Genomic DNA, 21032 nt, shown 5'->3' with positions numbered 1-21032 from the left:
ATTACAAAAATCGTGCGAAACGTTGTTGAATAAGGAAGGAGTGATTAAACTACCGAAATCAACCGACAGAAATCACTTAGAAATAAGAATGAACTGTCAGAACTTAAATCTCAAAATCAAGGGAGAATTGCCCTTGCCACACTGAATTAACATTGATGATGGCATATCAAAGCCGGAAATGGTGTGCGAGATGATACTTCACTATGCAGAAATGTCTGTACAACATTTCATGTATAAAGCGTGATAAAGTCGTAACTTGAATACCTAAGTTCATGAAAATGAATATGGGATAAATAGTGCGGTCTTCCGAAAACTATGGTTACGTTAAAGAAATCCATGCAGCATCGTAAGAGTAGCGGCACCCGAAAGGGTGAAAGATTAGGGAAGAGTGTATTGCTGGTTTTTCGATACATTCCTGTATGAATGAAATATCATACAGAGCATATTTAACTGTAATTCAAGATATGCTTGTCCCTACGGTGTAAGGTGGAAACCTAAGGTTTTCAAGTAGTTAAATCTACACAAGGATAGAGATTTAGGAACGTTTGAGAGCCTGTATTTGGAGCTGTACAGAGTGATGAAAAATACAGGAAGTCAGCAGTCCCATAGTAGTCTGAGGTTGGGAAAGCCAACTACATGAGTTGAAATACTCAAGGCAAAGGGGACTAGTCAGAATAATTTACAGATTTCACGAAAAGAAAATAACTAAAATTAGTAAAACTCCCTGAAATAATGGGTGACGAACTGCGAGGTGATAGCCTGTGCATATAAACGTCAAATTTTCAAATGAAACAGATTTAAAGAAATTACTGGATTTACTTTACGAAAAATCAAAAACAGGAAATGTATTTACAGGGCTTTTAGAGGCAATAACAGATGAAGTTGTTATTGTAACGGCAATCCATAATATAAAATCCAACAAAGGTAGTAAAACTACCGGAGTAGATAAAATAAAAATGGATAAGTACCTGCAAATGCCAAAGGACGAAGTAATATATTTGGTCAAGAAATCAATATGTGATTACAAACCAAAACCTGCTAAACGAGTATATATAGACAAAGGGAATGGTAAAAAGCGACCTCTTGGGATACCGACAATCTTAGACAGGATTGTACAGGAGTGTATAAGGATAATTATTGAACCAATATGCGAAGCAAGATTTTATCCGCATAGTTATGGGTTCAGACCATATCGCTCACAAAAACACGCAATTAGGGGTATTGTCAATGTAATCAATGCAAGCTATAAGTCTAAAGACCAACCAGTCTGGGCATTAGAGGGCGATATAAAAGGCTGTTTTGACAACATAAATCATAGAATATTGTTAGGAAAGCTATGGGATATAGGAGTTCATGACAAACGTGTAATTCAAATCATCAAGGCTATGCTATCGGTCGGATACATTGAGTATGATATGTTAAAGAACGATGATAAAGGAACACCGCAAGGTGGAATATTATCACCGTTACTGGCAAATGTTTATCTTAATGATTTTGACTGGTATGTAGGAAGAAAATATTATGAACCACATAGAAAGTGTAAATACAAATGCAATGACTCAAGAAGATTAAAATGGTCAGGGATAACTCCAAAGTACAATTTCAGATATGCTGATGATTGGGTGATTTTGACATCATCTAAGAAAGAAGCGGAAAGACTGAAACGAGAATTAAGCAGGTATTTCAAGTACAAGCTGAAACTCGAATTGTCAGAGGAGAAAACAAAAGTAACCGACATGAGAATAGATGGAATACATTTCTTAGGATTTGTAATAAAAGCTGAAAAACCAAGAAGAACACCTGCTGATAAAGAAATAAAAGAACATTTTGTTGGTAAGCCGTATCCTGATATGAAAAGGTTAAGTAAAAAGATACAAAACCTTTGTAAAGAAATCAGAGATATAAGGAACTACTCGGCAGTAAACAACAGAATCGCACAGATACAATATATAAATTCGGTCATTATGGGAATTGCTGAATATATAAAAATTGGGATAAGCTCCCATGCGTTCCATGTGATAGACCGAAGAGTAAACAATAGTGCGTTATCTACTTGGAAAAGAATGTATACCGACAAATATAATGAATGGCAAATTCCCCTAAAGGATTTAGCCAATCTACCACATAGGCACGAGGGCTATATCAGTAAGACTTTTGCCATACCTTACGAGGATATGTGGATAGGAATTACAATGGCATTCATTACTCATGTTCGATATGAAGCTAAACCATTTAATCAGAAGATGACACCTTACACTCCAGAGGGCAGAAAGATTTATGTAAATTACCGAAATAAAAATAAACCGCTTCCTAAGGACAGACCGTCTATCAATACGAGTGATGATTTACGTATGGCAGTCTATGCGGAAAATAAAATGAATTTTGAGTACTTCATGAATCGTGAGTATGCTTTCAATAGAGATAAAGGGAAATGCAGATGTTGTAAAATACCACTTTATGAGAATCCTACAGCTAATTGCCACCATGTAGATAATAAGTTGCCGATTGATAAGATAAACAAGGTAAATAACTTAGCATGGGTGTGCAGAAGTTGTCATTTGATGATACACGGAAGTGAAATACCTGAAAGTTTAGACACAAAAGTAGTAAAGAAAATCGAAAAATTTAGAGAAAAATTGAAACAAGCACAAAAATAAAGTGAAATTTGTAAGCAGTATATACTTGCGAGAGTATATGTCTGTTGAAATCCGATGGAGGAAAGTAAGTTATTTTGATGGAACGCCGTATGCGAGGAAACTTGCACGTACGGTGTGGAGCGGGGGAAAAGGTAGAGATAATATCAAAACCTTACCTATCGCTATTCTATCTCTACACAAAAATGAGAAATGTAGCAGGGATTGGGCAGTCTGAAGCCTTTAAGTCCTCCGATATGTTTATGAAGTGTAGATATATGGATGAAATGACGGGTGGAAAAGGTATTGTATTTGCCACAGGAACTCCTGTATCAAATTCCATGACGGAACTTTATACAATGCAGCGTTATCTTCAGTATGAAAGTCTTAAAAAGAATAATTTAGAGCATTTTGATAGCTGGGCATCTACCTTTGGGGAAACACAGTCTGCCTTTGAATTATCTCCGGAGGGAACAGGGTACAGAGTTAAGACAAGATTTTCAAAGTTCTATAATCTTCCGGAGCTTATGTCTATGTTTAAGGAAGTTGCAGATATTCAAACAGCAGATATGCTGAATCTTCCAACACCGGAAGCACAATATGAAGTGATTAAGACTTTGCCAAGTGAGGAGCAAAAGGAAATCCTAAAGAGCTTATCCGAAAGAGCTGATGATGTCAGAAACAGAGTGGTAGAACCTGATGAAGATAATATGCTGAAAATTACCAATGACGGTAAGAAACTTGCTTTAGATCAGCGTTTAATCAATCCATTGCTTGCTGACAATCCTGATAGCAAGGTCAATATATGCGTGAAAAATGTGTTTGCCATTTGGGATAAGACAAAAGAAGATAGGTCAACACAGCTTCTATTTTCCGATATGTCTACACCAAAGGGTGATGGTAGTTTTAACATTTATGATGATATTAGAGATAAACTTGTAGATTTAGGGATACCAAAGGAAGAAATTGCCTTTATCCATGAAGCAAACTCCGACAAACAAAAAGATGAACTCTTTGCAAAGGTAAGAAAAGGAGATGTGAGGATATTACTCGGCTCTACTCAGAAGATGGGAGCAGGTACGAATGTCCAAAACAAGTTGATTGCACTTCATGACCTCGATGTCCCTTGGCGTCCTGCCGATTTAGAGCAGCGTGCGGGTAGAATTGTAAGACAGGGAAATGAAAATAAAGAGGTAAATATCTATCGTTATGTAACGGAGAATACCTTTGATGCGTATTTGTGGCAGACCATAGAGAATAAACAGAAGTTCATATCTCAGATTATGACAAGTAAAACACCTGTCAGAGTGGCGGAAGATGTGGACGAAAGCTCACTTAACTATGCAGAGATAAAAGCCCTTGCAACAGGAGATCCAAAGATTAAGGAAAAGATGGACTTGGATAATGAGGTTACAAAACTTAAAATGCTTGAAGCAAACTACAAGTCCAACCGTTATAGGTTAGAGGATAAGGTCGCAAAAAATTATCCGGAAGAAATAGCAAGGACGGAAAAGCTGATTGAGGCTGTAAAGAAAGACATATCAGAGGTTGAGCCGCAAGAAGAGGGCGAAAATAAATTTACTTCGATAACTATAAAGGGGGAGAAGATATTTGATAAAAAGATTGCAGGAGAAAAGCTACTTGAAGCTATCAAGACCGTAAAAATCAATGAAAGTAAGATTATAGGAAAGTATAGAAATATGGATTTAGAAGTAAGCTATAACTTCTTTACCAATGCTCATGGTTTCAGTTTAAACGGGGCTGCAAAGCATTCAGGAGAGCTTGGAACAAGTGCAGACGGTAATATAACAAGGCTTGATAATGCCCTTGAGAAAATGCCTGAAAAACTGAAAAGACTGGAGGAGAAACTCACAAGCACAAAAGAGCAGCTCGAAAACGCCAAAGAAGAACTCAAAAAGCCTTTTGAAAAAGCTGATGAACTAAAGAATAAGGTTCTTCGTTTGGCAGAACTGAATAAGTTGCTTGATATGGGAGATGTAGAGGAAAAAAGAAATGATAATCCACTTGTAGAGGATGTAAAAAGAGCTATCATTGATTTCTGTAATAGAGAATACGAAGAAAATCATAGATATGATGAATTTAGCACACTGTATCCTGATTTGAAGCACATAGGCATCGCCTATACCGATACGCCCGATGAAAGGCATGGTATTCAGTATGAACTGAATTTAGAGGATAAGACATGGACTCAGTATATTGATGACACACAAATCAAAACAGAGAGCTTTGATTATGAAAATAAGGGAGAAAATGAAGCTCTAAAGAATATGAAAAATGAAATTGAGTTATCCTCTTTTGAAGATTTAACTTATATAGACGCAGAGGACTTAAAGACGGCACTTGGACTTGAAATTGACGATGAAGGGAACTTCTATGATCCACTTGCAAAAGACTTAGATAATGATGGAATTGCTGACCGTTATGATAATGACTTTAAGGACAGTGACTATTTCGAGTCAACTTACGATGTGGAGGACGATTTTCATAGTAAAGGAGAAACTACACAAAAATCAGAGGATAAGCCATCTATTTTGGGTCAGATAAGAGCCTATCAAAATGAAAGCAAGACAGAAGAAAAGCAAAAAACAAAAGAACAGGAAATTTTAAGATAAGGGGAGGGTAATCTCCCTTTTGCCATGAAAGGAGATAAAAATATGGATTACAAAACAATAAGAGATAAAATTGAAGATATGGTAAATGATAACCACAAGGACTTTATGAAGGCGATTATAAGCATGGAAAAAGGTATCAATGATGAAAGTGCTTTGGACAAGCTCTATGACGCTTATATGGACAATGACAGCCTTAATTTGCTGCATGAGGAATTTGACTATATGATTGAGGATTTAAGGGAACAGGGGCAGATAAAAGACCTGCCTTATGTTAAGGAAGAAAAGGATAATCTTATCAATGTTGTAGGAAATATTGTCGGAGAGGTAGATATAGTAGAAAGGGAAAATAAGAACGGAGAAGCCTTTAAGGTGGCGAACTTCTCCGTAGTATCCAAAGACGATGAGGGGCATAAGGTATATCATAATTGCTCGGCTTATGGAGAAAAGAGTGATATTCCAAAGGAGTTTAAGCAGGGAGATTTTGTTAAGCTCTTTGGACAAATCAGAACATCCATTGATGATAACGGCAAGGAGCATAGCAATATCAGAATATTTTCTTCAAAGTTGCTAAAGACAAAGGAACAGATGAGAGAGCAAGAAGAAAAGAAAGAATCTGTACTTGGAGCTATTAAGAAATATCAAGCTGAGGATAAGGAAAAGCCAAAAGAAAAGAAAGAAGCAACCAAAGAAGCTGAGAGATAAACTTATGGTCGGTGTGGTCTTAGGACTGCACCGACTCTTTTTTATTTACGATAGTTCGAATAAAGAGAATATATTTACTCAAAAAGGATATTTTATGGTATAATATAACAAATAAAGTTTTATTGAACGGAGGATAAGAATGAGAGTTTTTAGTTATAAAAGATTGTTCAAAAAACTGATTGATTTAGATATGACAAACAACGAATTGATGGAAAAAGCAAAAGTAAGTAAAAGCACATTCTATAAAATGAAGAATGGACAAAATGTGACTACGGATGTTTTGCTTAGAATTTGTAATGCTTTGGATTGTGATATTGAGGAAATAGTGGAGTGTATAAGAATTGATAAATAGATTTTGAAAGGAGGCTAATTATGGATAAAGAAAAGTACTACATGAACTTACCAAAAGATTTATCTGGAAGCATTGCTAAAAATCGCTTTAGATTAGAATTATTATGGGGAATTAGTAAAATAATAGATGAACATAAAGCAAACAATGAATATACGATAATTTTTGATTTTAAATGTGATATCGAACTGCATAAAGATGATGAATTGAATTTTTACCAAATCAAGACGAAAAAAAGTGGTAATTATAATTCGAATAACTTATGTAAGAAAGGCAAGAATGAGAATAATTCTATTTTAGGGAAATTATATGCTTTATATTCACCAAACTACAATATAAAATTAGCAATTGTATGTAATAAACAACTTAAAATCAATAATAAGGAAATTGATTTTCCTGAGCAATGTTTTGGAGATTTAGATCAGGATGTACTTGATGATGTTAGGGAAAAGTTGTGTACAGAATTAAATTTAAACACTGTGTGTTTAGATAATGTATTTTATATATTTGATAACATGGATTTATTAAATCCAGAGGATTCTATTAGAGGAAAATTAGTAAAATCTTTCGTTGATATTAAAGGCGAAGAACCTCAAAATCCGAATGCATTATATAGACTGGTCGTTGATTCTGTTAAAGAAAAAGCTTCTTATGAATTTGATTCCTGTACTTATGAAGATGTTGTAAAAAATAAAGGTATTACAAGAAGTGAATTTGATAAAATGTTAAATGCACATAAAAAGGAATCTAAAAATGGAATCAATGAAACACAGGAGTATATAAATAACCTGTCATTTGCTAAGCGAAGAAGATATAATACAGCACTGGGTAATATACTTGAAACGCAGCAAAGTGAGTCTTTACGATTAATAAAAATAAAAATTTATAATTATATTATGGAACATGAAGACTCATTAGACGATATTGAAAGTTATTTAAAAGAAATATCAAAATTATTTGATGACGATTTTGATGTGGAATTTACCGATGATATGAAATCAGTTCAATACATAATGATTTACTATATGTATGCTTCAGGAGGAATTTTATAATGAATGTTATATTTGACAAAATATATATATTTGATGTTGTAAAAAAAGAGGCTTATTCAACAGAATTTAAAAAAGGAGTTAATATTATTACATCGAGTGATATAGATGGAACAGATAGAGGAAAATCAGTTTTATTAAGAAGCTTGTACCATGCTTTGGGTGCGGATTCTCACTTTGACTCGAAATGGGGAGAAAAAGATAAGGTCTATATTTTATTTTTCAAGGTGGATGATAAAGATTTTTCGATTTATAGATCTCAAAAATTATTTAAAATATTTAATGCAAAAGGTGATATTATTTTTACTACTATTCATAGAAGTGAATTAGCAGATTTTTTTGGCAATTTATTTAATTTTTCTATATGGTTGCCGCAAAAAAATACAAATCAATTAGTAATAGCACCACCTGCATATAGTTTTTTGCTGAACTTTTTAGATCAAGATGAATACATCGGTACAAAATTTAATTCGTTTAAAAGCCTTGCTCAGTTCAGTAATTTTAAACTTAATGTTATTTACTCACATTTGGGCATTTACAATAAAGAATATTTCGAACTTGTGAAACAAAAAGAAGAATTAGAACTTGAAATTAAAAGTAAGAGAGAAGAAATAGAAGAACTAATTAAAATGAAAGACAGAACCAATTTAATTTTGGATGGTTTTTCATGTCCGGAAACAAGCCGTGCCTTAGAAAATGAGCTTAATATAGAAACTCAAAAATATTCATCGCTGATTAATGAAATGAATTCAGTAAGGAATAAGCTTGTTGATTTGAGAAATCAATTAGTTGAACAGAATATCACTTTATCTCAAATATCTAAATTTGAGATAAAAGAAGAAAAGGAAATAAAAACTATTTTAAAATCAAAAGTTTGTCCTGAATGTCATTCTGTTTTAGATTCGACTTTGGAACTAAGGAGTAAGAGGTATAATCATATTGATAATGCTCTTAGTCTGAAAGATGCAATAAAAACAGAAAATGCCCATATTGAAGATGAAATACTCAAAAATGAGGGAATATATTCAAACTTGGCTTTGGCTTTGGAGGAGCATAATAAAAAGATTTGTAAAAACAAAAAGGAAATCAAAGACTATATCAAGTTCAGAGGACTAAATAAACTAATCGATGAGATTAATAATGATTTGACTATTAATAGCAGAATTATCGACAGCACAAAGGAGGCTCTAAAACCACTAAAGAAAGAATTTAAAGGTGTTAAAGATAAAATGAAATCTGTTGATGAAAATTACTATTATTTGATTGATAAATTAAAAATAAGATTCAATTTAAATGAGTTGGAAGCTGACAGTTACGAACAACTATCTAAAAATTTTTGTGCAAGTGGAAGCAACAAACCATTATCAACTGTTATATGGTATCTAACACTCAATGATTTAAAACAGAAATTTAATCCTGAAGGAACAACATTTCCAATGGTTTTTGATAGCCCTAATAATGCGGAGACAGACCAAGAGAAGAAACAGGCATTAGTCGAGTATATTATGGAATCATCAGATCAATTTAGCCAGTTAATTGTTTCGGCAATAGGATTTTCAGAAAAAGATTATAGCATTAATTCGAATATAAATATAAAAGTTTTAGAAAATGAAAAATATAGCTTACTAAATAGTGAGATGTATGTTCAGAATTATGAGCTTTTGCAATGTATGAACGATGCTTAATATAGTAGTGGTTTATAAGGAGATGGCTATCGCTCCATCTCCTTACCCATGTAAATTCCATAATTTTTTTGTATCTTGTAAAGTTCATCCATAGTAGATTTTGAGGAAGAATACTCTTGCATAAGGGTATTCTTTTTTTCTTGTAATTTATCAAGCTTAGCTAAAATATCCTTTGAATTTGGGAGCTTGGAATAGGATTTTTTAAGTTCTGAAAGGGCATTTTCATATAGGGTAATCTGAGCTTTGTACTCTTTAAAAAATGACTTATCAGATGGATTTGCCTTATATTCCTTGTAGTATGCCCTGTATTTTTTAACGGTATGAACTTGTTCCATAGTGGCAGAAAGCTTCTGCATTACCTTATCAATAACCTTGATTTTATCCTGTAAATTTTGCCTTTCATCGGCTGCTTTTTGGATGTACTCATCAAGTTGCTTAACGGATTTAATACCTTGTTCTCTGAGAAAGATAACAGACTCAGCCATTGTATTAAGGTTATGTTTGGTTGCCCAATATTCGTAGCCTTTGCTTTCTTTTACTTTAACATTTGTGTTCATGTCAATAACATTGCCGATGCGTTTTTTGACGGCAGGAGTCTTTATAAACTCTCTTTCTGCAATGCGTTCTTTTAATCTTTCTTCGGTGTAATCTTCCCCGATTGTTTTAGCCCTTGTAAATCTCGCCTTATCTTTTGACTTAAAAGCAATGTGCTTACCGTATTTGATTTCATAGCCGAGATCTGCCATCTTCTTTAGAAATTCATCCCAATCCTTAGACTGTTTTATAATTCTGTCAATGTCAAATTGAAGCCTGCTTTTCCAAGAAGCGCCATGCTTTGCTTGTTCATTTTCATACCAAGATTTACCGTTAGTCTTGTATTTTTTCTTATAGCTTTCGTAAAACTCGTCAATAACGGATAGGTTATTTTCTTTGCATAACTTATCACTATAACACCTGATTTTGTGATAGGTTTTCTTATTGGATTGATAGCATTTTCCTGTAACCATATTTACATTATTGAAGATGATATGGTTATGGATATGACCTTTATCGATGTGGGTAGATAAGACATATTCGTACTCATCCTTTAATATTTTTTTGCACAGTTCAAGACCGATTTGATGTGCCATTTCCGGACTTGTTTCTCCCGGTAAAAAGGATTGAATAAGATGTCTTGCAAGGACAGTTCCGTTTGTTCCTGCATCATTTCGCGTTCTTAAAAACTGGGTATGAGCAGTTTCCTGATGGCATTTATGAGTGCTTACTAAGATTTGCTCATCTGTTTTTTCTCCATTAACAATATATGAAATGGCAAGATTAAGGGTAGATTTTATTGGGTGTATTTTTGTGATTGCCATAAAAACTAATCACCTCCAGAAGTCTTGTTTAGAAGCAAGGAATGAATTTGCCACAGTTCTTTTGAAAAATGTTCAATCTCTTTTTTTATATCGCCTATGTCCTCTTTGTAGATCACTCCTGTTGAATTTACTCGCTTTGCAATCTGATTGATGTTGTTTGTTGCGTTGGAGAGTAAACCTTGTAAATCTCTAAACGGCTCTAAATCTACTTGATATATTTCCTTTTCTAAAATGCACTTACGAATGAAATGGCTCATATTTCTGCATTTCGCAAGTTTTCTTTTCTCCTCAAAAAGAGCCTTTTCTTCCTTAGTCAACTTAATTTCAAGTCTTTCATTTCGTATTCTATTTGCCATAAATAGTTCCTCCTTTGAATGTATTTTGGGGTCTTAGGGTACATCCTAACAAGTTAAAAATTGATAAAAAAAGAAGCAGATCCCAGAGGGCTGCTTCATCAATTTTTTCGTAAGTGTCCGTACACTTACTGTGCTTGCTACAAAAGTGTGATTAAGGTAGCAAGCATTAAGCGTGTATTTGATTTATATTTTATATTGTACCATATAAAAGTAAAATATTACAACTTTTGTTCTTGAAATTTGAGATGGCAGGTAGTATAATATAACTAAGTTATATTTGGAGAAAGGAGGAGTAAATCGTGGCTAATGGTGATTACGAAGCAACTCATAAAAAAATATTGGATTGTGGAAAGAATATTTTTAAAACACAAGGATTTGAAAAAGCTAATTTAAGAGCAATCTGCAAAGCGGCGGGTGTAACTACCGGTGCTTTTTATGGTCATTTTGAAGATAAGGAAGCTCTTTTCACCGAATTAGTAGAGCCAATCGTGAATCAGATACAAAGTTCTTATGCCATGTATGAAGATGAGAGTTTTGATGTTTATAAAAGAGAAAATCATATAAAGAAAGAAACTATTTCCAAGATTTTGGAATCAAAAGCGCAAGGTGCTATTAAAATGGTTCTATATTTCTTTGAACATAAAGATGCATTTGAATTACTGGTCTTTGGTTCTTATGGAACAAAATTTAACAACTTTTTAGACGGAATTATTGAGAAAGAAGATAAAAATCACTTTGAAATTTTAAGTATGATATACGGAGCGGATCATGTAAATAATGTGATAACTAATAGAGGAATTCATCTAATCAACCATGCGTATTTTTATGCATTATCGGAAGTAGCAGTTCATTCTAAAAGTAAAGAAGAAGTGAAATTGAATGCAACTTTGATTTCGGAGTTCTTTAATGAGGGATGGAAAAAGATACGAGGAATATAGACAGATTTTTTTGCCCGAAACATAACTTAGTTATATTTCGAGATCTCAGAAGAATAAAAATAAAACCGGATATTGTTTCTGCATGAAAATAGAAATATATCGAATTGAAAAAACAAGGAGGACAAAATTATGAATTTAAAAGGTATTGTAAAAATAGCAGTATTTTCTGTTATTGGGTTTGTATTAACAATGGGATTAGGTTTTTTGACGGGATCGTTTGGAATGCTTCCAAGTTTATATTTATCATCAGCCCTGCCAACAATTATTGTAGCACCGGTCTTTGTTATTATGTGTAAGCAGGTCGGGCAAAGAGGTACAGCATTTTTATACTTCCTATTGATGGGTGTTTTCTATGTTCTCATGGGAATGTGGCCAGTAATTGCTGTTTGTGCTATTGCAGGACTTTTAGCAGAACTTGTAATTGGTAAAAAGGAAAATTATGAGAATAAGAATATGAAGATTGGGGCTGCGTTTGGAGCAGGTATGTTCATATATTCCTTACATGCTATGTATTTTACGTTTGTATTTGGTGTAGAAGGACTTACAAAGCAATTTCCAAAGATGTTTACAACCGATTACGCAACATTCCTTTACAATTTTTACACACCTAAAAATATCTTGATTTGTTTATTGATTGCAATTGTGGCTTCAGTTATAGGTGCCTATTTTGGAACATATATTTACAATAAATTTTTTAGTGATAGGAAGAAAAAAAGTGTTTTGTAGAGATGAAAAAAATAATATAAACAAATACCGACTATCAGACAAAATCAACCCGCTTACTATAGTTGGGTTGATTTTACTGTTTTCAGTTATTTTAACAGTAGGAGAACAATGGCAATACTTAATTTCACTTATTTTTGTTTTAGGACTATTATTCTTATTTTCAATTAAAAAAGCATTTAGAACGATATGTTCATTGCTTATAGTATGTGGACTTATTTATTTGCTGAAACCTCATTTAGGAAATGTTTTGATTGGTTCTATATATACAATGCTACTTATAGTGTTGAAGTTTGCTCCACTTTTCATCTTGGGAAGAGTTCTGTCTTCATATAGCTCTTCGCATCTAATTGCTGCATTTAGAAAAATTGGAATTGATGGTGGAATAGGTATAGGAATCACAGTATTTTTTCGTTTTATTCCGGAAATCTCTATTAGGATGAAGGAAATAAATAATGGTATGAAAATTAGAGGATTTAAAGCAAGCATTTTCAAACCAATAAGAACATTTGAATTATATTTTGTTCCTCTTATGTATAAGTGCATAGACATAAGTGATACCTTAACTTGTTCAATTATATCAAAAGGAATTGAATACGATGGGGAAAAAACAAGTTTTCATGAGGTGAAAATTACATTTATTGATATCTCAATGATAGTAGGAGGGATGATTTTGTTGGGGGCGAGTTTATGGAAAATATTTTAGAGGCAGAAATAAGGTGCTTTCATTATGGAGAGGATTTGATATTAAAAGATTTAAAAATGTCTGTAAAAAAAGGCGAAATTGTAGTCTTAACAGGTCTTTCCGGATGCGGAAAAACGACACTTTTAAGACTGCTAAACGGACTTATTCCATCCTTTTATGATGGTGATTTTGACGGAGAAATCAAGATTTTAGGGAAAGATATAACGGCATATAAAAAGGGAGAGTTAGCTAAATATATTGGCAATGTATTTCAAAATCCTAAAGATCAATTTTTTTGTGATGTGGTTGAAGATGAAATTGCTTTAGTTGGCGAGAATTTAGGGTTAGAGAAAAAAATCTTAAGAGAAAAAGTTGACGAAGCAATGCAGTTACTTGAAATAGAGTATCTAAGAAAAAAGTCTATCTTCGAGTTATCAGGAGGGGAAAGGCAAAAGGTAGCTATAGCTGGAACTCTTATCTATGATACGGATATTATTTTTTTTGATGAGCCATCAAGCAGTCTTGATTACGATAGTATAAAACATTTCAGTGAAATACTTCTCAGATTGAAGGCGATGGGAAAGACAATAATTATAGCGGAACATAGGCTCTATTATTTAAAAGAGATTTTTAGCAGATTGATTTATATAAAAAACGGTACAATATGTGAAATTTTTCCGAATGGTAGTCTTAGTAATGATAAATGTAAGGAACTTGAGTTAAGAACACTTAATGAAAGAGAATTGATATCAGAAAAAGAACCCATTGTAGCTAAAGGATATATCAAAGTAAATAAAACCTGCATTCATCAAGGCAAAAGAACTTTGATAGAAGAATTAACATTTGAGCTTGGAAAGAGCGAAATAATGGGAGTGATTGGTTCTAATGGTATTGGAAAAAGTACCTTAGCAAAAGCATTATGCGGATTATCTGAAAAATATTTAGATGTCAGCTATGGACAGAAACAAAAGGAAAGGCTTAGAAACTCATATTGTGTATTACAAGATGTAGATGCTCAGATTTTTTTAGACACAGTAGAAAATGAATTGATATTTTGTAAAGATAAAAACTCGGAAAGTGATTTAGAAAAAATACGAGAATATCTAAAAGATACAGACCTGTGGCATAAAAAAACCAATCATCCGCAGAAATTATCCGGTGGACAAAAACAACGATTGGCGATTATTACTTCGTTTTTATCCGGTCGTAAGTTGATAATTCTGGATGAACCAACATCAGGTCTTGATTATAAAAGTATGAAAATTATGTCCGATTTAATGACAGAAAAAGCAAAGGAGATTCCAATTATAATAATTACTCATGACTTAGAGTTGTTATTTAAAACCTGTCATTCCGTCTTAATGCTCGGCGATAAGGATTATAAAAAAATATCTGTGAAGGGAAATGAAGCGTTGATTATGGATTTTATGGATAAAAAAGGAAATTTATTGAAGGAGAAAAACTATGTTAAATAAGGTTTTTGAATATGCAGGTTCGCATAAAAAATCAATTCACTTAGCAAGTTTTATTATGCTTATTAGTGTAATTATGGGTGTGCTACCCTTTCTATTTGCATATCAGATTATCAATCCACTTATTTTAGGTGAGCAATTAGAATTTGAAAGACTTGCTATTTTATTGATCAGTATTTTAGTTTGTTTAGTGTTGCAAGCTGTCTTAGGAGGTTTAGGTCTTAATGTATCCCATAAAGCAGCATACAACACGCTACTTGGACTTCGAACATCCTTACAGAAAAAAATGGAAGATCTGCCATTGGGTGTTGTTGAAGAAAAAGGGACTGGTACAATCAAAAAAATGTTCGTGGATGATATTGGCAGTTTAGAGGTGCTTTTAGCCCATTCACTTCCTGAAGGAATAGCTAACCTAATTGTACCTATTATGGTTTATGTTTCAATGTTTTTTATTGACTGGAGATTAGCGTTAATGTCATTAGCTTCTATTCCGGTTAGCATTCTTGCAATGATGATTATGTACTCTGTAGGTATGAAACAAATGGGACCATATTATATGGCAAGTGGAAAAATGAATAATACCATTATTGAGTATGTAAACGGTATGGAAGTTGTAAAAGTATTTAATAAGCAAACAGAGTCTTATGAGCGCCTTTCTAAAGATATCAGTAATTACAGAGATTATGCACTCGCTTGGTATAAGACGGCATGGCCATGGATGGCGTTATACAGTGCTTTACTTCCATGCACGATTATTTTAACATTGCCGCTTGGTGGTTACTTTGTATACATGGGCTATGCAAGTCTTTCTAACTTAATACTGATATTATGCCTTTCTTTAAGTATAGGATTACCACTACTGAAAGCTCTTGGATTTTTACCAACTATGCCACAGTTAAATTATAAGATTTCTGCTTTAGAACAAGCCTTAAATATGGCTCCTTTAAAACAGGGAGAAAATGATTTTAAGGGAACAGGGCATACTATTTTATATGACAATGTTATCTTTGGCTATCAGTTAAGCAAGATGGGAGAAAACGGACAGCCTGAAACCTATATTAAGAATGTTATTCATAATGTTAGTTTTACGGCAAGAGCCGGTGAAAAGACAGCGATTGTTGGCGAATCCGGTTCAGGAAAAAGTACTTTGGCTAAACTTTTAATTCATTATTATGATGTTTTAGATGGAAGCATAAGTATTGGTGGACAAGACATACAAGATATAAGATTGGAATCACTCAACAAACAAATTTCTTATGTAGCACAAGACCAATATCTATTTAATACCTCGCTTTTAGAAAATATTCGTATTGGTAATTTAGCTGCTAGTGATGATGAGGTTATTGAAGCAGCTAAAAAAGCTCAGTGTATGGAATTCTTAAATAGACTTCCGGATGGTATTTATTCTTTAGCAGGGGAAGCAGGAAAAATGCTTTCAGGTGGAGAAAGACAAAGAATATCGTTAGCGAGAGCTATTTTGAAGAATGCTCCGATTGTTGTACTTGATGAGGCAACAGCCTATGCAGATCCTGAAAATGAAGAGAAAATGGAAGCAGCTATTCGTGAACTTGTAAAAGGGAAAACCTTAATTGTTATTGCACACAAGTTACCATCTATTGTAGATGCAGATCAGATATTAGTTATGGATCATGGTCATTTAGTTGCAAATGGAAAGCATAAAAACTTATTAGAATCTTCAGCAGAATATCGCAAATTATGGGATGCGACACTATTTAGTAAAGATTGGAAAATCAGCAGAAAGGAAGGTGAAATGAATGTTTAGACTAATTTCAAGAATTTTAAATTTATCAGGTAAATACAAAAACAGAATAAAGTCCGCATTTATATTTGCCTTTGTTGAATCTATATTAAGTAAAATGCCGATATTTATTGCATTTACCGTTTTGATTGGATTTTATGAAAAAACGAATACCTCCAAAACTTTTCTATATGTAGGAATAGGACTTGTTTTAATGGTTTTATTACAAGCTGTGGTTCACTTCTTAAGCGATAAATTACAAAGTGCAGCCGGCTTTATGATTTTTGCTGATAAAAGAATGGAGCTTGGGAATCATCTTAGAAAGCTTCCGATGGGATATTTTACAGCAGGTAATTTAGGAAAAATAAATTCTGTTTTAAGTTCGGACATGGCTTTTATTGAAGAAGTTTCCATGAGTACGATTGCCAATATGATGAGCTATGTATTATCAACGCTTGTGCTAACAGTATTCATGTTTGTTTTAGATTACAGAATTGGACTGATTGCGGTGTGTGTAACACTGGTTGCAACATTGCTTGCAAATAGCATGAATAAAATGTCTTTATCTGAAGCGGTTATTAGACAAGAACAAAGTGAAAAACTCACCGATGCAGTTTTGTCATTTGCTGAGGGGATCAGTGTTATTAAAAGTTACAATCTTTTAGGCGAAAATTCTAAATCTCTTACAGATAATTTTATATCCTCAAAGGACACATCTATAAAATTTGAAAATAAAATAACACCATGGACAACCGGTTTAAATATTATTTATGGAATTGGGATTACATTTATTTTAGCAGTGGCTTTATATCTTAATCATCAAGGAACTTTGGGACTTCCATATATGTTGGGGCTTATTTTGTTTGTGTTTGACTTATTCAGCCCTTTAAAAACACTTTATGGTGAAGCGACAAGGCTTACTGTAATGAACGCTGCATTGGATCGTATTGAAGAAGTGTTAAATGAAACTGAACTGCAAGATGTGGGCAAAAAACATATTTCAAAATCTGATACCTCAGAACCTGAAATTTGTTTTAATCATGTTAAATTTTCTTATGGTGAAAAAGAGGTCTTGCATGATATGAGTTTCAAAATGAATAAGAATACAATGACGGCTTTAGTTGGACAGTCCGGGGGAGGTAAATCCACAGTAGCAAATCTTTTGACAAGATTTTGGGATGTAGACTCCGGTGAAATTTTGATTAGAGGAGTGAATATAAAGGATGTTTCACTATCTGAATTGATGTCGGAAATCAGTATGGTTTTCCAGAGAGTTTATTTATTTCAAGATACGATTTTTAACAATATTGCCATGGGGAAAGAAAATGCAACGAAAGAAGAAGTTATAGAAGCAGCCAAGAAAGCAAGATGCTATGATTTTATTATGGCACTTCCTGATGGATTTGACACAATGATTGGAGAGGGAGGAGCAACTTTATCCGGTGGTGAAAAACAAAGAATTTCTATTGCCCGTTGCATGTTAAAAGATGCTCCTATTGTAATTCTTGACGAGGCAACAGCAAGTGTTGATGTGGACAATGAAAGCTATATACAGGAAGCAATTAGTGAATTGGTAAAGAATAAAACCTTATTAGTTATTGCTCACAGATTAAATACGATTAGGGATGCCGACAATATTGTTGTAATCAAGGAAGGGAATATTGCAGAACAAGGAACGCATAATGAGCTAATTGCTTTAAATGGGATTTATAAGAATATGGTAGAACTACAAAATAAAAATAATGGCGTAAAAATACTGTAAGAATATATTTGTAATAAATGGAGGTAAGTACTTGAAACAGGATATGAAAGAACAACTACTAACCAAAAGGCCGATAGACTTACTCTTTCAGCTATCAGTTCCGGCGGTAATCGGAATGATAGTCATCGGTCTATATCCTCTCATGGATGGGATTTTTGCGGGTAAAATTATAGGACAAACAGCAATGACCGCTTGTGGTGTCGCAATGCCTCTCACCTTTTTTAACAGCGGTATTTCAACCTTGCTTGGTGTAGGTTCTGCGTCTGTCCTATCAAGAGCAATTGGAAAAGGAGACCAGAAAACCGTAGATAAAATCATGGGTAATCTAATCTTTTGGGTGATTTTGTTTTCAGCGATCATCACAGTTGGAGGAATCCTTCTCGCACCACACTTTTTAGATATGGTGGGTGCAACAGGTGAAATCAAAGCCTATGGAATCAGATACCTTAGAGTAATTTTCATCGGTTCTCTATTTGTGAACTTTACACAGTCTGCCAACATGGTAATGCGTGGCGAAGGACTGATGAAAAAAGCCATGCTGATTATGGGATTTGGTGCTTTGCTTAATATCATCCTTGATCCGATACTAATGACCGTTATGGGTGAATATGCCATTGAAGGTGCTGCACTTGCAACGATCACAGCCCAATTTGTTCAAGCTGCTGTAACACTACATTATTTCTTGAAAAAGAGTAAGGTCGTTAAAATTCATAAGATACAATCTGATGCGGAAATTAAAAAAGAAATGTTTTCTGTCGGTTCATCCGCTATGATGATGCAGCTCTTATTTATGATACAACAAACAATGCTTTATAAAATGGCATTTAAATATGGTGGAGATACAAACGGAATTTTGATGGCGGCATCGCTTCGTGTATATGCCTTTTCCTTTATTCCGCTTTGGGGAATGAGTCAGGGGCTGCAACCTGTGGTTGGTACAAACTTCGGAGCAAAACAGTTTGACAGAGTAAGACAAGGTATGAAGGTGTTTTCTATTGGAGGACTTATCCTTGCAGCAATCTTTTGGCTTCCATCTTTACTGTTTTCAAGTCAGATCCTTTCCTTGTTCGGTGTAGAGGCAGGCATTATTGCACAGGGAGTAGGAAACTTCAGATTGTTCTATTCTGTATTTATCTTGTACGGCGTGATGGTTATGACGATTACATTCTTCCAATCAATCGGAAATGGAAAGAAAGCCGGAATGATTGTTATGCTTAGACAGTTATTCTTATTTGTTCCTGCAATGATCTTTTTGCCAATGGCATTTGGAATAAAAGCGGTATGGTTCACACAACCACTGGTAGATTTCATTATGATTACTGTTGGAATACTTATGATGCTTAGTGAACTTAATAAAATGGGGAAAGACAAAGCATAAAGACAAGGACATTTGATATAAAAGCGAAAATAATCAAAAGAGGCTGAGGGTATGGATGCTATTTATCAATAATGAATGGAGGGAAAGGGAGATGAACAAGTGTATAAGTTTCCTTGTAGAATTGAAATGGAATAAAAATACTCCTTTTTTCTATAATCCTTGTAGTTGTCTGTGCTTACGCATACTCTCTTAAACAATTAAATACATTTCAAAAAAGAACGAATTTCGTTCATTTTAGAGGACTTCTTATGCCCGGATGCAGAAGTCCTCCATTTTTTTGCCTGAAAAACAGTCAGTCAAAAGAAATGGAGGACTTCAAAATGAAAAAAGAATTTTATCTATATGTAAACGGACAAAAGGTAAAAGTCAGTGAGGAGATATACAAAGTCTACTGGCGTGAAAGAGAACATGAAAAGTATTTAGAGCAGGTGGACAGAAAAAACCACTTGCTCTTTTTTTCGTCCTTGGATCAGGATGGACATTTTGCAGAGAACATCATTGATGAAAGTGTTGATGTCGAAAAGATTGTGGAAACACAGATGATGATTGAAGCAGTCAGAAATGCCATATCAAGACTCAATGCAGAAGAAAGGGACATCATAGAGCGTTTGTACTTTCAGGACGAAACCGTCCGCTCGGTAGCAAGGCTAAAAAGTATCACGCACCCGGCTTTGATTAAGAAACGAAACAAAATCTTAGAGAAGCTGAAGAAATTTATCGAAGAAATTTAGAATTTCGGTAACCAAAGGGGTCAAATTTTCCTTATATAAAGTGAAGGGGAGTTTGACCTCCTTTACTTTGATAAGAGATATAGCCTATTTATGCAAACAGGAAGATGTAAAGAAAATCCCTTTTAAATATTTGTTCTTTGACAACTGAATAGACCATGACGGGACTTTTAATTACTTAGTGAGCGTAAGAAATTTACGCCAAGACTTTCCTGCTGAAAAAAATTCGGTTTAAATGAATACTGTCAAAGATAAGGATATAAGGAAACGAGCGATAAATAAATTTTCTTAAAGCAAAGAACAAGGATACTTTGTGAGCTATGACCTGAGTAATGATAATGATACTTCTTTAGTGAAAGCCGGCTCATCTTAACAGGGGCGGTGGTGAGATTCCAATGTTGCTGATCCAAAGCACCCGTCAATGTCATGAAACTTAGTTAGATAAGAAAGCTATAGATTGATTATATAAGAGTTTGAAGAAAGGGGGTGTGTCTGTGGATAGAGACTGGGATGGATTGGCTGATTTGATAGCAAATCTTATTACAAAGTATGCTGGTGTTTTAGATTTGGATGATCTGCCAGATCCAATACCAGTAAGTAATAACATTGAAAATGAAAATATTTTTGACATGGCAAAAACACAGATTGAGAAAAAGAAATAAAAATGCTATAATATACTTGAGATATAAGTCCAAACTTTTTAGAAACTATAAAGATATAGAGAAATATATTGAGGTTAATGCTATGTCAAAAGAAAAAATAAAAGTATACCTCTACACAAGAGTATCTACATCAATACAGATAGATGGCTATTCTTTAGAG

General features: G+C 33.8%; 17 protein-coding genes and 1 pseudogene. 16 read left to right on the top strand and 2 right to left on the bottom strand.

Annotated elements, in window-relative coordinates; all coding sequences use genetic code 11:
* Positions 1 to 761 precede the first annotated feature (761 nt).
* From ltrA to HMPREF1152_RS02290, 6 genes are all read left to right on the top strand, one after another.
* On the top strand, positions 762 to 2657 hold the full coding sequence (ltrA, locus tag HMPREF1152_RS02315; RefSeq protein WP_000547927.1) for a group II intron reverse transcriptase/maturase: 1896 nt from the start codon (positions 762 to 764) through the stop codon (positions 2655 to 2657).
* Between the two features lie 233 nt (positions 2658 to 2890).
* Positions 2891 to 5266: a helicase-related protein gene (locus HMPREF1152_RS02310; RefSeq protein ID WP_242822263.1), complete on the top strand. Its 2376-nt coding sequence runs from the start codon at positions 2891 to 2893 to the stop codon at positions 5264 to 5266.
* Positions 5267 to 5308: 42 nt separating this feature from the next.
* A complete protein-coding gene (locus tag HMPREF1152_RS02305; protein ID WP_009643539.1) occupies positions 5309 to 5968 on the top strand; it encodes a hypothetical protein in 660 nt (219 codons plus the stop codon).
* Positions 5969 to 6107: 139 nt separating this feature from the next.
* Positions 6108 to 6320: a helix-turn-helix domain-containing protein gene (locus HMPREF1152_RS02300; RefSeq protein ID WP_001263549.1), complete on the top strand. Its 213-nt coding sequence runs from the start codon at positions 6108 to 6110 to the stop codon at positions 6318 to 6320.
* 20 nt (positions 6321 to 6340) lie between these two features.
* On the top strand, positions 6341 to 7369 hold the full coding sequence (locus tag HMPREF1152_RS02295) for a DUF4297 domain-containing protein (RefSeq protein ID WP_009643545.1): 1029 nt from the start codon (positions 6341 to 6343) through the stop codon (positions 7367 to 7369).
* Positions 7369 to 9051: a hypothetical protein gene (locus HMPREF1152_RS02290; RefSeq protein ID WP_009643543.1), complete on the top strand. Its 1683-nt coding sequence runs from the start codon at positions 7369 to 7371 to the stop codon at positions 9049 to 9051. The genes HMPREF1152_RS02295 and HMPREF1152_RS02290 overlap by 1 nt, the downstream gene beginning before the upstream one ends.
* A 26-nt stretch (positions 9052 to 9077) precedes the next feature.
* Here the strand turns inward: HMPREF1152_RS02290 and HMPREF1152_RS02285 are convergent, their stop codons facing one another.
* Positions 9078 to 10409, bottom strand: coding sequence for a relaxase/mobilization nuclease domain-containing protein (locus HMPREF1152_RS02285; RefSeq protein ID WP_009643534.1), 1332 nt, complete (start codon positions 10407 to 10409; stop codon positions 9078 to 9080).
* Positions 10410 to 10414: 5 nt separating this feature from the next.
* Entirely contained in the window at positions 10415 to 10765 is a 351-nt protein-coding gene (locus HMPREF1152_RS02280) for a plasmid mobilization protein (protein ID WP_009643535.1), read from the bottom strand.
* Between the two features lie 299 nt (positions 10766 to 11064).
* On the opposite strand from HMPREF1152_RS02280, the gene HMPREF1152_RS02275 reads away from it, so the two are divergent.
* The 10 genes and pseudogenes from HMPREF1152_RS02275 to HMPREF1152_RS10020 all read left to right on the top strand — a co-directional run.
* Entirely contained in the window at positions 11065 to 11703 is a 639-nt protein-coding gene (locus HMPREF1152_RS02275; protein WP_004804327.1) for a TetR/AcrR family transcriptional regulator, read from the top strand.
* A 129-nt stretch (positions 11704 to 11832) separates the two neighbouring features.
* On the top strand, positions 11833 to 12429 hold the full coding sequence (locus HMPREF1152_RS02270; RefSeq protein WP_004804330.1) for an MptD family putative ECF transporter S component: 597 nt from the start codon (positions 11833 to 11835) through the stop codon (positions 12427 to 12429).
* Positions 12419 to 13132, top strand: coding sequence for an energy-coupling factor transporter transmembrane component T family protein (locus HMPREF1152_RS02265; protein ID WP_009643536.1), 714 nt, complete (start codon positions 12419 to 12421; stop codon positions 13130 to 13132). Before HMPREF1152_RS02270 ends, HMPREF1152_RS02265 begins: the two co-directional genes overlap by 11 nt.
* On the top strand, positions 13117 to 14586 hold the full coding sequence (locus HMPREF1152_RS02260) for an ABC transporter ATP-binding protein (RefSeq protein ID WP_009643546.1): 1470 nt from the start codon (positions 13117 to 13119) through the stop codon (positions 14584 to 14586). The genes HMPREF1152_RS02265 and HMPREF1152_RS02260 overlap by 16 nt, the downstream gene beginning before the upstream one ends.
* Positions 14576 to 16366, top strand: coding sequence for an ABC transporter ATP-binding protein (locus tag HMPREF1152_RS02255; protein ID WP_009643542.1), 1791 nt, complete (start codon positions 14576 to 14578; stop codon positions 16364 to 16366). The genes HMPREF1152_RS02260 and HMPREF1152_RS02255 overlap by 11 nt, the downstream gene beginning before the upstream one ends.
* Positions 16359 to 18104 (top strand): ABC transporter ATP-binding protein, encoded by a 1746-nt coding sequence (locus HMPREF1152_RS02250; protein ID WP_009643540.1) that lies wholly within the window; start codon positions 16359 to 16361, stop codon positions 18102 to 18104. Before HMPREF1152_RS02255 ends, HMPREF1152_RS02250 begins: the two co-directional genes overlap by 8 nt.
* A 31-nt stretch (positions 18105 to 18135) precedes the next feature.
* Positions 18136 to 19482 (top strand): MATE family efflux transporter, encoded by a 1347-nt coding sequence (locus HMPREF1152_RS02245; protein WP_009643541.1) that lies wholly within the window; start codon positions 18136 to 18138, stop codon positions 19480 to 19482.
* Between the two features lie 320 nt (positions 19483 to 19802).
* Positions 19803 to 20213: a sigma-70 family RNA polymerase sigma factor gene (locus tag HMPREF1152_RS02240; RefSeq protein ID WP_009643537.1), complete on the top strand. Its 411-nt coding sequence runs from the start codon at positions 19803 to 19805 to the stop codon at positions 20211 to 20213.
* A 491-nt stretch (positions 20214 to 20704) separates the two neighbouring features.
* Positions 20705 to 20872, top strand: a complete 168-nt coding sequence (locus HMPREF1152_RS09690; protein WP_009643544.1) for a hypothetical protein — start codon at positions 20705 to 20707, stop codon at positions 20870 to 20872.
* Positions 20873 to 20954: 82 nt separating this feature from the next.
* Positions 20955 to 21032: pseudogene (locus tag HMPREF1152_RS10020) on the top strand (recombinase family protein); the annotation flags it as partial.

Origin of the sequence: Mogibacterium sp. CM50, assembly GCF_000293155.1 — a bacterium.
Lineage (GTDB): Bacteria > Bacillota > Clostridia > Peptostreptococcales > Anaerovoracaceae > Mogibacterium > Mogibacterium timidum.
This window is presented reverse-complemented; position numbering and strand designations above follow the sequence as displayed.

Coding starts and splice junctions, on each gene's coding strand:
- HMPREF1152_RS02310 (WP_242822263.1), top strand. CDS start 2,891: ATGTTTATGAAGTGTAGATATATGGATGAAATGACGGGTGGAAAAGGT.
- HMPREF1152_RS02305 (WP_009643539.1), top strand. CDS start 5,309: ATGGATTACAAAACAATAAGAGATAAAATTGAAGATATGGTAAATGAT.
- HMPREF1152_RS02300 (WP_001263549.1), top strand. CDS start 6,108: ATGAGAGTTTTTAGTTATAAAAGATTGTTCAAAAAACTGATTGATTTA.
- HMPREF1152_RS02295 (WP_009643545.1), top strand. CDS start 6,341: ATGGATAAAGAAAAGTACTACATGAACTTACCAAAAGATTTATCTGGA.
- HMPREF1152_RS02290 (WP_009643543.1), top strand. CDS start 7,369: ATGAATGTTATATTTGACAAAATATATATATTTGATGTTGTAAAAAAA.
- HMPREF1152_RS02285 (WP_009643534.1), bottom strand. CDS start 10,409: ATGGCAATCACAAAAATACACCCAATAAAATCTACCCTTAATCTTGCC.
- HMPREF1152_RS02280 (WP_009643535.1), bottom strand. CDS start 10,765: ATGGCAAATAGAATACGAAATGAAAGACTTGAAATTAAGTTGACTAAG.
- HMPREF1152_RS02270 (WP_004804330.1), top strand. CDS start 11,833: ATGAATTTAAAAGGTATTGTAAAAATAGCAGTATTTTCTGTTATTGGG.
- HMPREF1152_RS02260 (WP_009643546.1), top strand. CDS start 13,117: ATGGAAAATATTTTAGAGGCAGAAATAAGGTGCTTTCATTATGGAGAG.
- HMPREF1152_RS02255 (WP_009643542.1), top strand. CDS start 14,576: ATGTTAAATAAGGTTTTTGAATATGCAGGTTCGCATAAAAAATCAATT.
- HMPREF1152_RS02250 (WP_009643540.1), top strand. CDS start 16,359: ATGTTTAGACTAATTTCAAGAATTTTAAATTTATCAGGTAAATACAAA.
- HMPREF1152_RS02240 (WP_009643537.1), top strand. CDS start 19,803: ATGAAAAAAGAATTTTATCTATATGTAAACGGACAAAAGGTAAAAGTC.